General features: G+C 70.0%; 9 protein-coding genes. 5 read left to right on the top strand and 4 right to left on the bottom strand.

Annotated features, from left to right (window positions below):
* Nucleotides 1-132: 132 nt before the first annotated feature.
* The gene (locus tag HV824_RS04200) at nucleotides 133-954 is read right to left on the bottom strand and encodes a GNAT family N-acetyltransferase (protein ID WP_176422709.1); all 822 of its coding nucleotides are present in this window, start codon (nucleotides 952-954) and stop codon (nucleotides 133-135) included.
* Between the two features lie 87 nt (nucleotides 955-1,041).
* Between HV824_RS04200 and HV824_RS04195 the strand changes: the two genes are divergently transcribed.
* The gene (locus tag HV824_RS04195; RefSeq protein WP_176422708.1) at nucleotides 1,042-1,950 is read left to right on the top strand and encodes a phosphatase PAP2 family protein; all 909 of its coding nucleotides are present in this window, start codon (nucleotides 1,042-1,044) and stop codon (nucleotides 1,948-1,950) included.
* Between the two features lie 9 nt (nucleotides 1,951-1,959).
* Here HV824_RS04195 and HV824_RS04190 read toward each other — a convergent pair whose 3' ends face one another.
* Nucleotides 1,960-2,868 (bottom strand): metallophosphoesterase, encoded by a 909-nt coding sequence (locus tag HV824_RS04190; RefSeq protein WP_176415335.1) that lies wholly within the window; start codon nucleotides 2,866-2,868, stop codon nucleotides 1,960-1,962.
* Between the two features lie 195 nt (nucleotides 2,869-3,063).
* Here HV824_RS04190 and HV824_RS04185 point away from each other — a divergent pair, with 195 nt between their 5' ends.
* The gene (locus tag HV824_RS04185; protein ID WP_176422707.1) at nucleotides 3,064-4,656 is read left to right on the top strand and encodes an AlkA N-terminal domain-containing protein; all 1,593 of its coding nucleotides are present in this window, start codon (nucleotides 3,064-3,066) and stop codon (nucleotides 4,654-4,656) included.
* Nucleotides 4,610-5,122 carry a methylated-DNA--[protein]-cysteine S-methyltransferase gene (gene ogt, locus HV824_RS04180; RefSeq protein WP_176422706.1) on the top strand — a complete coding sequence of 171 codons (513 nt, stop codon included), beginning with the start codon at nucleotides 4,610-4,612 and terminating at the stop codon, nucleotides 5,120-5,122. The genes HV824_RS04185 and ogt overlap by 47 nt, the downstream gene beginning before the upstream one ends.
* Nucleotides 5,123-5,248: 126 nt before the next feature.
* On the opposite strand, the gene HV824_RS04175 is transcribed toward ogt, so the two are convergent.
* A complete protein-coding gene (locus HV824_RS04175; RefSeq protein WP_176415332.1) occupies nucleotides 5,249-8,194 on the bottom strand; it encodes a choice-of-anchor D domain-containing protein in 2,946 nt (981 codons plus the stop codon).
* 396 nt (nucleotides 8,195-8,590) lie between these two features.
* Here HV824_RS04175 and uvrA point away from each other — a divergent pair, with 396 nt between their 5' ends.
* Both uvrA and HV824_RS04165 read left to right on the top strand, forming a co-directional pair.
* The gene (uvrA, locus tag HV824_RS04170) at nucleotides 8,591-11,497 is read left to right on the top strand and encodes an excinuclease ABC subunit UvrA (RefSeq protein ID WP_176415331.1); all 2,907 of its coding nucleotides are present in this window, start codon (nucleotides 8,591-8,593) and stop codon (nucleotides 11,495-11,497) included.
* 354 nt (nucleotides 11,498-11,851) lie between these two features.
* A complete protein-coding gene (locus HV824_RS04165; protein ID WP_176415330.1) occupies nucleotides 11,852-13,306 on the top strand; it encodes a POT family MFS transporter in 1,455 nt (484 codons plus the stop codon).
* A 260-nt stretch (nucleotides 13,307-13,566) separates the two neighbouring features.
* On the opposite strand, the gene HV824_RS04160 is transcribed toward HV824_RS04165, so the two are convergent.
* Entirely contained in the window at nucleotides 13,567-14,139 is a 573-nt protein-coding gene (locus HV824_RS04160) for a DUF2087 domain-containing protein (RefSeq protein ID WP_176422705.1), read from the bottom strand.
* Nucleotides 14,140-14,144: the final 5 nt, after the last annotated feature.

Here is a 14,144-nt window from a genome sequence, read left to right as displayed (position 1 = left end):
TGACTTTCATGCTCCATTCAAGGCCCGCCGCACAGGTCATTTCCGTGCCTGCCCGGCCGCTGTCCACGTATTCCCGGTCAGTCCATCGATATCCGTGCCGGGCCCCCCGGGCTTACGGCGAGCCTCGGGGGCTCATGAACGCGCCTCCAGTGGCAGCTCCAGCTCGAGCTGTGTGAGCGGAGTCGCCCCCAATCCCGCGCCCAGGAAGAAGCGCGCCAGGGGGCCCTCCGGAACGACGGCGCTCACGGCCAGCGGCTTCCCAGGCCACCGCGCGGTCAGCGCGCCCAGGAGCCTGCGGCCAGCGCCCTGCCCCCGAGCCGAGGGCTCCACGCCCACGGACCGCACCCCCAGCGTGGGCGCCGACACGTCCGCCACCACCGCCACCGCGGGGCCCAGCCGGAACGCACGCGCGGGTAACGCCAGCCCCATGACCGTCGCGGGGGCCAGTTGCCAGGGCAACCCCTGGGGCAGCAGCCGCGCGCACTCCCACGGGTCCACTTCCTCCAGCGCGGATGCACCCGCCAAGGGCTCGGGCGTCCCCATGAAGCCCACCAGCCGGCGCACGCGCTGGAAGCCCAGCCGCTCGTAGAGCCTCACCGCGGGCGCGTTCTGTTCGATGACTTCCAGCAGCAGCCGGGTGTCGCCCCGCGCTCGCGCGTCCGCCAGCAAGGGACGCAGCATGGCGCCGCCCAGCTTGCGATTCCGCCAGGCGGGCACCACCCCCATGCCCGCCACGCGGCGCTCCCGTCCCCGGCGGGCCATCAACACGAGTCCCACGGGCTCCCCGTCCACGCGCGCGACGCGGCTCTCCTCCAGCGAGATGTGCTCGCTGCGCACGCGCGCGTCGAACAAGCCAGGGGCGTCCGACACGGTGACGAAATAGCCCTCGAAGGCGCGGGCGAACAGCGCGGAGAGGGCGCGCAGCGACAGTTCCGACGCGGGAGTCAATTGCATGACGGGGCACGCCTCCAAAGACATGCGCGGCCGAGTCTACGCACGAAGTCACGGAACAGCGCTGGAACCCGACGGGACTGCGCCCGTATGCTGCCACCCGTGCGCCTCCCCTATCGAGCGTTTGCCATTGCCGTCCTGCTGGCCGTCGTCCCCTGCTTCCCCGCCGCCGCGCAAGACGGCTCGGACGCGCCGCGGCTCCATGAACTCCGCTTCGACTGGACCCGGGATGGCGTCATCACCGGCGCGGCCGGCGTGTTGTGGATTTCCAGTGAGGCGTTCTTCAAGGACGACCTGGCCCCGGCGCAGTGCCGCTGGTGCGACCGCGCGCCAGATGGGACGGACCGCCTCAACCGGCTGGACCGCTGGGGACGAGGCCTCGCCGGGTCGACGCCGTCCGCACGCAAACGGGCCCACAACTGGAGCAACATCATCGGCTTCGGCGCGCTGCCCGCGGGAGTGCTCGGCATCCAGTACGCCATGGGCCAGGGATCTGGCGCGCCGACGCGCTACTTCGCCCAGGACGCCACCATCATCGTCCAGAGCGCGGTGGTCGCCTCCCTGGCGAACCAGACGGTGAAGTTCATCGCCGGCCGTGAGCGCCCCTTCGTCCATGTGCTGCCCGAGGACCAGAAGGGCCTCACCGACCACCCCAGCGACAACAACCTCTCCTTCTACAGCGGCCACACCAACCTCGCCTTCTCACTGGTGGTGTCGGCGGGCACCGTCGCCGCGCTGCGCGGCTACAAGCACCAGGCGTGGATCTGGGCGGTGGGCGTGCCCGTGGCCACCTCCGTGGGCCTGCTGCGCATGGGCGCCGACAAGCACTACCTCACGGACGTGGCCACCGGCGCATTGCTCGGCTCGGCGGTCGGCCTCGCCGTGCCCCTGCTGCTCCATGGCCGGAAGGGCGAGGACACGCCGAGCGTCCAGTCAGGGAAGGTCCAGATGACGCCCGTGGCCAGCGCGCGGATGATGGGCATCTCCGGCACCTTCTAGCGCCGCTGCTCAGAGGCCGAACTCCGCGGGGGCGCCCTCTCCCTCCGACGCCAGCGGTGGCAGCGAGCTCATGTCCCAGCGCTGGCCAGCGGTCCATGACACGGCGCCCGACAGGCCCCAGCCCGCGCGCAGGGCCTGACGGTCCTCGTACTCCAACCAGAAGATGGACTCCTGGGATTTGGCCGCCTGGTCCAGGCAGGCGATGCGGGTGGCCGGACGCCCCGGGCCCTCCAGCGTCACCGCGAAGCCCTTGTGCGAATGGCCGCACAGCATCCACTTCGGCAACACCGTGTCCACGAGCCGCCGCGTCACGGGATTGCCAATCCAATAGGAGGGCAACGGCCTCGGCGGTGACGGGTTCTCCTCCCGCGCGCGCTGGACGATGCCTCGCGGCCACTCGTGGACCAGCATCAGGTCCACGTCGCACAAGGCCGCCACCTGCTCGACCTCCGGCGTGCGGAAGTAGCCAGCCTGCTTCACCATGTCCGGCGTGGAGGGGGGCTTCAGCGGCTGGTCGATGAACCGCGGCGCGTGGATGCCCGACAGGTACGCCACCCGCAGTCCGCTCAGCTCGCGAACGCCCGCGCGGCCCAGGTACGTCACGTTCGGCGCCAGCGTGCCGCCCTGCTGGAGGTCGTGCAGCGCCTCGAAGTCCTCGTTGTTGCCGCCAATGAAGTAAAGGGGCCGCTTCACCTGCCGGAGCCCGTCCGCGTATTCCGCGAACTCGGCGGGCATGGCGCGCTTGGCGGCCTTGCGCCGGTGGTCATCCGCGCGGCGGAAGGCCTCCACGTCGCCTACCGCCAACACCAGGTCCACCCGGCGGCCTCGTGCCTGCTCCAGCGCGTCCAGCCACGTCTCCACACGGTGGAAGCGGCCATGAATGTCGCCCACGGCCGCGACAAGTAGGGGTTCCGGCATCTTGCTTGAAAGGCTGCACGCGCCATACCGCCCTGTCGAGTCGAGATCATCCCATGTCGCCAATGGCTGACAGAACGCAGCCTCTCCTGCCGGCCAATCCCCGCCTCGCGGTGGATGACGCACCCCGACCAACCCGTGCCATTGAGGTCCGAAAGCGGCCAGACAGCGGCCACCGGGTATGGGAGCTTGCCCCCCATGAACGGCCTGGACGCCAGCGCGTGCTACCGCGCGATGCAGACCCGAGATGCCCGCTTCGACGGGCGGTTCTTCACCGCCGTCCGGACGACGCGCATCTATTGCCGGCCCATCTGCCCGGCCCGGACGCCCCGGTTCGAGAACTGCACTTTCTATCCGAGCGCCGCCGGGGCGCAGGAGGCGGGCTACCGGCCCTGCCTGCGCTGCCGCCCGGAGACGTCACCGGACCTCGCCTTCTGGCGGGGCACCTCCAACACCGTCGCCCGGGCCCTGGCGCTCATCGCCGAGGGCGGCCTGGATGACGACGGCGCCGGGGTGGAGGCGCTCGCGGACCGGCTGGGCGTCGGGGACCGGCAGCTGCGGCGGTTGTTCCAGCAGCACCTGGGGGCCTCGCCGGTGGCCGTCGCCCAGACGCGGCGCGTGCTGTTCGCCCGGCAGCTCCTGCACGAGACGACCCTGCCCATGGCCGAGGTGGCACTGGCCTCGGGGTTCCGCAGCGTCCGCCGCTTCAACGACGTGTTCCGCGCGCTGTATGGACGGCCTCCCAGCGCGCTCCGCCGGAGCCGGGCCCCCGTGGGCGGTGCCGCCGCGGGTGTCACGCTCTTCATCCCCTACCAGCCCCCCTATGACTGGGACGCGATGCTGGCGCACCTGGAGACACGGGCCCTGCCGGGCCTGGAGCACCTCGAGGCCGGACGCTACCGGCGGACCGTGGCGACCGCGGGCGGTCAGGGCACCGTCGAGGTCTTCCGCGCCCCTGGACGCGACGGGTTGCTCGCAACGCTCCGCCTCCCCCAGGTTCAAGCCCTGCCCACGGTGGTGGCGCAGGTCCGGCGCGTCTTCGACGTGGGCGCGGACATGGACGTCATCCGGGAACACCTGTCCCGGGACGCGCGGCTCGCTCCGCTGGTGTCCCTGCGGCCGGGGCTGCGAGCACCGGGAGGCTGGGACGGCTTCGAGCTCGCGGTCCGGGCCGTACTGGGTCAGCAAGTCACGGTCGCCGCGGCGCGAGGACTCGGGGCGCGGCTGGTCACCGCGTATGGCGAGCCCATGGGCGTCGAAGCAACGGGAGACGCCCGGCTGACGCGCACCTTTCCCCGGCCGGAGCGGCTGGCGCGGGAGGACTTGAGCGCGCTCGGGATGCCCGCCGCCAGGGCACGGACCTTGTCGAGCCTGGCCGCCGCGGCCGTCGCGGACCCGAGGCTGTTCCAGCCGCGGGCCACGCTGGAAGAGACGGTCGAACACTTCAAGCGCATCCCCGGCATCGGAGATTGGACGGCGCACTACATCGCGCTGCGCGCGGTGCGCGAAACGGATGCCTTCCCTTCGGCGGACGTCGCGTTGCTGCGCGCACTCACGGGCGCGGATGGCGTGCGGCCCTCCCCGGAGGAAGCGCTCCGCCGCTCCGGGGCCTGGAGCCCCTGGCGCGCCTATGCCGCGCAGCACCTCTGGGCCGCGGATGCCGCCCGGCCCGGGCCCACACCCCACCTTCCCCATTCCCCTTCGCGACAGAGAGATGACGATGCCCCCGCCGCTGCGCTTGCTCATGGACCGCGCCCCCACGCCCATCGGCTTGATGCTGGTCGTCTGTGACGAAGCGGGCTGCCTTCGCGCGGTCGACTGGGAGGAGTACGAACCCCGGATGCTCCGGCTGCTGCGGCTCCACTACGGCGCGAACGGCCATGTGCTCGAGCCCGCGAGCGACCCGTTTGGCCGGACGACGGCGCTGCAGACCTATCTGCGCGGAGACGTCAGCATCATCGACGCGTTGCCCGTGGCCACCGCGGGCACGCCCTTCCAGCGAGAGGTCTGGCGCGCGCTGCGCGACATCCCCGCGGGCGCCACCACGAGCTACGGCCAACTGGCCCAGCGAATCGGCCGCCCCAAGGCCGTGCGCGCCGTGGGCATGGCCAACGGCGCCAACCCCATTGGCGTGGTGGTCCCCTGCCACCGGGTGGTGGGGGCCAACGCGTCACTGACGGGCTACGGCGGCGGGCTGGAGCGCAAGCAGTGGCTGCTCGACCACGAGCGCCGCCATGCATCGCGCTCCGTGGCCTGAGGCGCGGCACGACGGACGCGCCGAACCGCTGTGCCAGGGCCGGATGGACTACGCGGCCATCAACGCGCTGATGCCGTCGGACGCCTCGTCCTGAGGACAAGCCACCCGGCGGCACCGTGCTCCGGCTCAGCCGCAGCCCAGCGGGTACGTGACCTCCACCAGGGAGCCCGCCTCGGGCGCAGCGGGGCGGTCGAAGAGGATGGCATTCTCGCGGGCGTCGTACTCCCAGCCGGACGTCACGCGGACGCCGTCCACGTCGACGACGACGCGGCCCGGGTCCTCCGGCGTCTCGGACAGGGGGAACTTGCGGTTCGCGCCGAAGGTGCTGTCGGAGAGCTTCTCCAGCGAGCTGGCCCAGTTCGGCGTGCAGATGCTGTCCACCACGCCGCCCGTGGCCTCCGCCAGTTGGCTGTAGCGGCTGCCCGAGCTGCTGGACGTGGGGCACCTGGCCAGGTCCGACGGCCCGACGATGGCATTGACGCTCAGCTTCGAGCGGTCGTTGCCCTTCAGCGCCAGCAGGTACGTCTCATAAAAGGACACCGGCTGCGCGCTGAAGTCCTCCTCGTCCGACACGAAGATGATGGCCAGGCGGGCGTCCTCGCGCAGGAAGCCGCCGTTGCCGTCGTTGGGCTGCGCGGTGCGCGGGTCATCCTCGTGGTAGAGCAGCGGATCCGCCAGCGCGCGGTAGGCGGACTCCAGCCCCTGCTCGTTCCAATGGCAGACGCCCACGCGGGTGTTGTTGGCGAAGACGCCCGCGGCATCCGGGGTCGCCGGGGTGATGATGCGCGGCCGGGAGCCATCCACGGGGAACAGGCGGCCATTCTCCCCGCCCTGCGCGCCGCCCGGGCACTCGGACCAGCCACCCGGAGACGGGTCCAGCCCCGTGGTGGTGACACCGATGCGGTAGTCCACCGCGGCGCCGTCCGCCGCGCTCAAGAAGGCCGCGAAGTTCTGCCCCAAGCTCTGCTGCTCCTCCATCATCGACCCCGAGTTGTCGACCACGAAGAGCACGTCCACCTTCGCCTGTGACTCCTGGAAGAAGCGGTCCGTCTGCTCCGCCTTCGTCACGCCCTGCCCCACCATGCCCGCCGTGTAGACGGAGCCATCCGCCAGGGTGAAGCGCAGCGCCGCGGCGTCATGGCCCTCATCCACCGGCGCATACGTCGCCGTCAGCGTTCGCGTGCCCTGGCCCGTCAGCGTCCAAGGCGCATTGCCGCTACCGTCCAGAGAGAACTCGCCCGCGTCCGCGTCGAACGCGACCTGGCTCACCTGGACGGGCCCGACGCACGAGTTCACGGCCACCAACTCCCGCGTGCGCGGGCCGCACGCCAGCTTGGTGACGCCGAAGTCCACCGTGGTGGGCTGCACCGCGAAGCATCCCACCACGCCCTCGCCCCGCAGCTCCACCAGCGGGTGCCCCTGCGTAGGGCTGTTCACCCAGGCCTCGGCCAGCCCGGAGAAGCCGCCCTCCTCGGACGGCTTGAAGCGGACCACCAGCGTCGCCTTCGCGCCCGGCTCCAGCACGCCGTTGCGCACCGGAGCCGCGGAGAAGCCCCCGTCAGACCCCTGGGCGAGCTGCATCGACGCCAGGTAGCACGCCTCCGCGCCCGTGTTCCGCAGCGTCACCCCCAGCGCCACCTCCGCGCCCACCGGCACCTTGCCGAAGTCCAGTTGCTGGGGCAGCGCGTACTGGCACGGCGCGAACACCTGGCCCCGGCCCTCCAGCGCCACCGCCTCCGTGGCCGCGGAGCCGCTGTCACGCACCGTGACGGAGAGCTGTCCCTGGCTGGCGTCCGGGTTCCCCGCCTTGGGCCGGAAGGTGACGCTCACCCGGGCATTCTGCCCCGCGGGCACCATCACGCTGGCGGGCGCCTGGGCCAGGGTGAAGTAGCCGCCCTGCTGCGTGTCGAGCTGGAGGTCGGTGACACTCACGTCCTCGCGGCAGCGGTTGTAGACGGTGACCTCCCGCGTCGCCGTCATGCCCTCCGCCACCGTGCCAAACGCCAGCCGCCGGGGCAGCACCGTCACGCACGAGCCGCCGCCCTCGCCCGCCAGCGACACCTTGGGGCCCGGGGCGCTGGAGCCCTGCTCGCGCACGCCAATCTCCACCCGCCCGTCGCGCACCTTGCCCACCGCCGCGGGCGTGAAGGCCACGCGCAGCTCCACCGCCGCGCCCGGTGCCAACTGCCCGTTGGCCACCACCGGCTCATTGGCGATGTGGAAGACGCCCTCCGAGCTGTCCACGAGCTGCGAGCCCGAGAAGCTCAACGGCTGCGTGCCCTGGTTGCGCACGGTGATGACCTGCTCCGCCGTGGCCCCCAGCGCCACGCGCCCGAAGTCCACGCGCAGCGGCGTCACCTCCAGCTTGGACGCCACGCCCGTGCCCATCAGCGGCACCACCGCCGGCTCACACCCGTCGCACACCACCACGTGCAGCGCCGCCTCGGCCGCGCCCAGCCGGCGCGGGGCGTAGGCCACCGGCACCATCAACGCCTCGCCCGGCGCCAGCGAGGAGGGCAGCCCCTGCCCGGCGGTGAACTGGTCGGCGTCCGCGCCCTGCACCGACAGCGTCAGCGGACTGTCCACGTCCGATGGGTTGCGCACCGTCACCTCGCGCATCTCCACCAGGCCCATGGCCACGTTGCCGAAGTCGAGCGCCTCCGAGGGCACCTCGAGGAAGGCCTTCACGCCGCGGCCCGACACCGGCACGCGCCCGCCGACCTCCGCGTCGGTGAGGATCTCCACCACGCCCTGAATCTCGCCCTCCACCCGCGGCAGGAAGTGGATTTCAATGTCCTGTTCCCCCCCCGCGGACAGGGTGAAGGGCTCGAAGGGGGGAATGTCCACGTTGGGCACGCTGGAGACGGCGCCTTCCACGCGATAGGAGGCCCGGCCCGCGTTGGCGATTCGCAGCTTGAACGTCTTGGTATGCCCCAGCGCCGCGGGGCCGAAGTCCACAATCTCCGGCCGGACAACAAAGGCGCTCTTCGCTTTTTGAGAGGCGGGCCGCTCACACGCCACCCCTGTCACCATCGCCACCACCAACGCCACCAGCCCAAACGCCCCGCGCATAACGTCCTCCCCGCCCCACCGGGAGACGCCAGGAAAACACCCTGGTTCACCTCACGGCTCAGCGGGGGGCCCTCTGCAACCCCGGTGCCCGGTCCGCCCACAGAGTGGTGAGAGGGGCTCCGACGCGGCAACCCGCTGGCCTCGCAGGGAAACGCCAGCGCCCACCCGGGAAATGTGGGTGTCCTCTCGCAGGACACTCCTGAAATTCCTTCAGGAACTCCAGGTGCCACACAGACGAATCCTCCGTCCGGGCGGGGCAGGCAGCCGGGCCTCCTCGCCTGAGAGGTCGCCAGATGTGGGATGCAGCGCGCAACCCAGGACGTTTCCCCGCATCCAGATGGGTTCCAACGTGTTTCCCCCTACCGGAACGCATATTCAGTGGTAGATCGCCCGCCCATGTCCGAGCCCGACGTCATTTCCCTCAGAGGCGCCAAGGAGCACAACCTCAAGAACGTCTCCTTGGACATTCCCAAGAAGAAGCTCGTCGTCTTCACCGGCGTGTCCGGTTCGGGCAAGAGCTCGCTCGCCTTCGACACCCTCTATGCGGAAGGCCAGCGCCGCTACGTGGAGAGCCTCTCCGCCTATGCCCGGCAGTTCCTGGGACAGATGGAGAAGCCGAAGTACGACACCATTCGCGGCCTGTCGCCCACCATCTCCATCGAGCAGAAGGCGGCCAGCAACAACCCCCGCTCCACGGTGGGCACCGTCACGGAAGTGCACGACTACCTGCGCGTGCTCTACGCCTCCATCGGGGTGCAGCACTGCCCCACCTGTGGCGTGAAGGTGGGCAAGCAGAGCGCGCAGCAGATTGTCGACGAAATCCTCAAGGCCCCCGCGGGCACCAAGCTCCAGGTGCTGGCGCCGCTGGTGACGAACCGCAAGGGCGAGCACAAGGACCTGCTCGCCGAGGCCCAGAAGCGAGGCTTCTCCCGCGCCCGCATCGACGGCGCGCTCAAGAGCCTGGAGGAGCGCATCGAGCTGGACAAGAAGTCCAAGCACGACATCGCGCTCGTCATTGACCGCGTGGTGCTCAAGCCGGACGTGAAGACGCGCCTCACCGACTCCGTGGAGACGGCCCTGCGCGAAGGCAAGGGCACGCTCATCATCACCGACGAGAAGGGCACGCTCGCCTCCGACCGGGTGATGTCCGAGCTCAACGCCTGCTCCAAGTGCGGCCTGTCCTTCGGTGATTTGACGCCCGCGTCCTTCTCCTTCAACAACCCCCTGGGCATGTGCACGGACTGCAACGGCCTGGGCACCAAGCCGGAGATGGACCCGGACCTCATCGTCCCGGACACGTCACGCAGCATCCGCGACGGCGCCATTGAACCGTGGGCCGGCAGCATGAACCGCGGCGAGGGCTGGACGGCCGACTTCGTGGAGAGCCTGGCCAAGGCCTTCAAGATTGACCTGGACGTGCCCTACGCGAAGCTGACCAGGCGAGAGAAGGACACGCTGATGTACGGCGCGGGCGGCAAGTCCTTCACCGTCGCGTGGGGCGAGGGCGGCAAGTACAAGATGGAGTGGGAGGGCCTGGTCGAGCGCATGATGCGCAACTTCAAGACGACCACCTCCGAGGCGCGCCGCACCGAGCTCCAGAAGTACTTCAGCGACAAGCCCTGCCCGTCCTGCAAGGGCGAGCGTCTGAAGCCGGAGAGCCGCGCGGTGAAGGTGCACGGGCGCAGCATCGTCGAGCTGAGCCGGCTGACCATCTCCGACTCGCTGGGCTTCCTGGGCGACATGGCCCTGTCCGCGCACGAGCGGAAGATCGCCACCGAGCTCTTGAAGGAGATTCGCAGCCGCCTGTCCTTCCTGGTGGACGTGGGCCTGGGCTACCTGATGCTGGACCGGACCGCGTCCACGCTGTCGGGCGGTGAGAGCCAGCGCATCCGGCTGGCGTCGCAGATGGGCAGCGAGCTGACGGGCGTCATCTACATCCTGGATGAGCCCTCCATCGGCCTGCACCAGCGCGACAACGGCAAGCTGCTGCTGACGCTCAAGCGCCTGAGGGACCTGGGCAACTCCGTCATCGTCGTGGAGCACGACGAGGAGACGATGGAGGAGGCGGACTGGCTGGTGGACTTCGGGCCGGGCGCGGGCGAGCTGGGCGGCCAGGTGGTGGCCCAGGGCACGCCCGCGGAGGTCATGGCGAACGAGGCCAGCTCCACCGGCGCGTACCTCTCCGGGCGGAAGGAAATCGAGGTCCCCCAGGAGCGCCGCGAGCCTGACCCGAAGCGCAAGCTGGTCATCCAGGGGGCGAAGGAGAACAACCTGAAGAACGTGGACGCGGAGATTCCGCTGGGCGTCTTCAGCGCGATCACCGGCGTGTCCGGCGCGGGCAAGTCCACGCTCATCAACGAGATTCTCTTCCCCGCCCTGGCGCGGCACCTCTACGAGCGCCGCGAGTCCCCCGGCAAGCACAAGGCCGTGCTGGGCATGGAGCACCTGGACAAGGTCATCGACATCGACCAGCGCCCCATTGGCCGCACCCCGCGCAGCAACCCGGCCACGTACACCAAGCTCTTCGACAACATCCGCGAGGTGTTCGCGATGACGCCCGAGGCGCGCGCGTTCGGCTACGGGCCGGGCCGCTTCAGCTTCAACATCAAGGGCGGCCGCTGCGAGGCGTGCGAGGGCGACGGCGTGAAGCTGGTGGAGATGCACTTCCTGGCGGACGTCTACGTGCCCTGCGAGGTGTGCGCCGGCAAGCGCTTCAACGAGGCCACCCTGCGCGTGCGCTACAAGGGGAAGAACGTCGCCGAGGTGCTCGACATGAGCGTGCGCGAGGCGATGGAGCACTTCGGCGCGCACCGCGACATCATGCGCGTGCTGCAGACGCTCCATGACGTCGGCCTGGGCTACATCCGCCTGGGACAGCCCTCCCCCACCCTGTCCGGCGGCGAGGCCCAGCGCATCAAGCTGGCCCGCGAGCTGGCGCGCGTGGCCACCGGCCGCACCCTCTACATCCTCGACGAGCCCACCACCGGCCTGCACTTCGAGGACATCCGCAAGCTGCTGGCCGTGCTCAACCGGCTGGTGGAGGCGGGCAACAGCGTGCTCGTCATCGAGCACAACCTGGACGTCATCAAGAGCGCGGATTGGATCATCGACCTGGGCCCCGAGGGCGGCGCGGGCGGTGGCCTGATTCTGGCCGCCGGCACGCCCGAGCAGGTCGCCGAGGTCGAAGGCAGCCACACCGGCCGCTACCTGGGCCACGTGCTCACCAAGGCCCGCAGGGCCCGCGTGGGCGTGCGCGTGGACGACCCGGCGCCCGCGCCCGTGAAGAAGGGCGCGCGGGGCTGACGACGCACCGCGCAATGCCTCCTGGGAAAATGGAGCGGGGGGGCGGGGGTGCCTTCATTCACCCCCATCCCCCCGCACCACCTTGGAGGAAAGACATCATGTGAAATGATAGGGGCATTCCAATTCCTGTCAAACCCAGCCAGGCAACTTGAGTTGTATCAATAAACACACACGCCCACCGGAATGACGCAGGCAGTCGGGCGGGAGATTTCCGGCGTGGGTGCGGCCAGGGAAGCGCCGGGTGGCGCGGCGGGGCCCATCCGTTCGGTGGAGTCCCGGCGGCGCGTTGGGTAGGGTGCGGCTTCTCGGAATCTAGGAGCCCCCACCTTTCGTCACCAGGGAGCACCCCGTCGTATGGCCCAGGCAACCGCCGCGCAGCGCAGCAAGTTCCCGCCGCAAATCCCCTTCATCATCGGCAACGAGGCGTGTGAGCGCTTCAGCTTCTACGGGATGCGGAACATCCTCACGGTGTTCCTCATCGACTACCTGCTGCGCACGCAGATACCGGACACCGCGCTGCGCGAGGCCGAAGCGAAGAGCCTGATGCACACGTTCATGGCGGGCGTGTACTTCTTCCCGCTCATCGGCGGCTACCTGGCGGACCGCTTCTTCGGGAAGTACCGCATCATCCTGGGGCTGAGCCTGGTGTACTGCCTGGGCCACGCATGCCTCGCCGTCTTCGAGGACAGCGTCCCGGGGTTCTTCACGGGCCTGGCGCTCATCGCCATTGGCAGTGGCGGAATCAAACCCTGCGTGGCGGCCATGGTGGGGGACCAGTTCAACGAGTCCAACAGCCACCTGGTGAAGAAGGTCTTCGCCATCTTCTACTGGACCATCAACTTCGGCTCGTTCTTCGCGTCGCTGTTCATCCCCCTGCTGCTCACGCACTTCGGGCCGTCGGTGGCCTTCGGCATCCCCGGGGTGCTGATGTTCATCGCGACGTTCATCTTCTGGCTGGGCCGTCACAAGTACGTCCGGGTGCCGGCCACGGGCGCCAACCCGCACAGCTTCCTCAAGGTGGTGGCCAGCGCGCTGCGCAACCGGGGCCAGGGCGGCGGCTGGCTGGACGGCGCGAAGCGGGAGCACCCCGAGGAGGCCGTGGACGGCGTGAAGGCGGTGTTCAAGGTGAGCGCGCTGCTGCTCCCCTTCGTGCCCTTCTTCTGGATGCTCTTCGACCAGAAGGCTTCGACGTGGGTGGTGCAGGCCCGGGCCATGGACCCGCAGGTGGGGCCGTTCACCTTCCAGGCCAGCCAGATGCAGTTCGTCAACCCGCTGCTGGTGATGCTGCTCATCCCCTTCCTGACGGCCGTCGTCTACCCGGCCTTCCAGCGCTTCGGCTGGGAGCTGACGCCGCTGCGGCGCATGCCCCTGGGGCTGGTGGTGGGCGCGCTGTCATTCATCATCGCCGGCATCTTCCAGGTGACCATGGAGGGCGGCACGACGCTGAACATCGCGTGGCAGATTCTCCCGTACATCGTGCTGACGCTGGGCGAAATCCTGATGTCCACCACGGGCCTGGAGTTCGCGTACACGCAGGCCCCGCGGGAGATGAAGGGCACCATCCAGAGCGTGTGGCTGGTGACGAACACGCTGGCCAACGTGGCGGTGGCCATCAGCTCCAAGCTGAACGTCTTCACCGGCTCCGGGCAGTTCTTCTTCTATGCCGGCTTCGCGCTGCTGGCCGCCGTGGGCATGGCCCTGGTGGCCCGCCGCTACGTGGTCCGCGACTACTACCAGACGTCCGCGCCCATCCCCACCGAGGAGCGCACCGCCGCCGGTGTGACGCCGGACTCGGCGAAGTCCGCGTAGGGCGCCGAGCCCCCGCGTCAGGAGGCATGCAACGCCGGCGCACCCGAAGCCGGGCGCGCCGGCGCTCACGTGTTCCAGGGCGCCCACGGCACCGCGCATGGGCTCCAGTTGCGCGTGCCGCCCATGCGCGCAGCGCACGCGCCTGGCCGCCACGCAGGCTCCCGGGGGCCCCGCGAAGGGCTGCGCCCGGCCCCTGCCCCGTTGCCGTTGTCACGAACACCACCGCCGCAAGGACGGCGGCGGCATCCGGGACCGGCAGGCTAGGCTGAGAGGACCGCGCGCCCGCGCGCCGCCAGCCGGTACACACCACGATCGCGCGCCATGTATCCGGCCATGACCCACTCGCGACGCACGCTGCAGAAGTCATCGAAGATCGCGCCGATCATCTGATTGAGCTCGGCCTCCCGGTACTCCTCTTGCGCCGGGATTCGGCGGAGGAGCTCCTCGAGCACCAGCTCCTTCTTGCGCCGCTGCACCGGGAGCGCGTTCAGGCGAGGGCCATTGAAGAACGCGCTCAACACGCCGCGGGTCTCGCTGTCGACCTCGGCGGCCGTCGCGGCGCCACGCACCCGCTTCGGTGGTGAGAGCTGTATCGCCACGCGCTGCAGCCGACTGAGATCCGCGATGAAGCGGACCTTCGAGTCAGTGGTCGCGACGAGCAGACCAGCGCTCTCGAGCTTCCGGAGCTGATGGGCCGCGCTCTCGATATCAATCGAGAGCAGCGACGTCAGCTCCGAGAGCGTCCGCGGCGCGTCAATGAGCGCGGCAATCATGCGGAGCCGCGTCGAGTCGGCAAGGCTCCGCAGTAGAACACTCACCTCTTCGAGATCCACGTCCC

It is taken from the genome of Myxococcus sp. AM009 (genome assembly GCF_013372605.1).
GTDB lineage: Bacteria > Myxococcota > Myxococcia > Myxococcales > Myxococcaceae > Myxococcus > Myxococcus vastator.
This window is presented reverse-complemented; position numbering and strand designations above follow the sequence as displayed.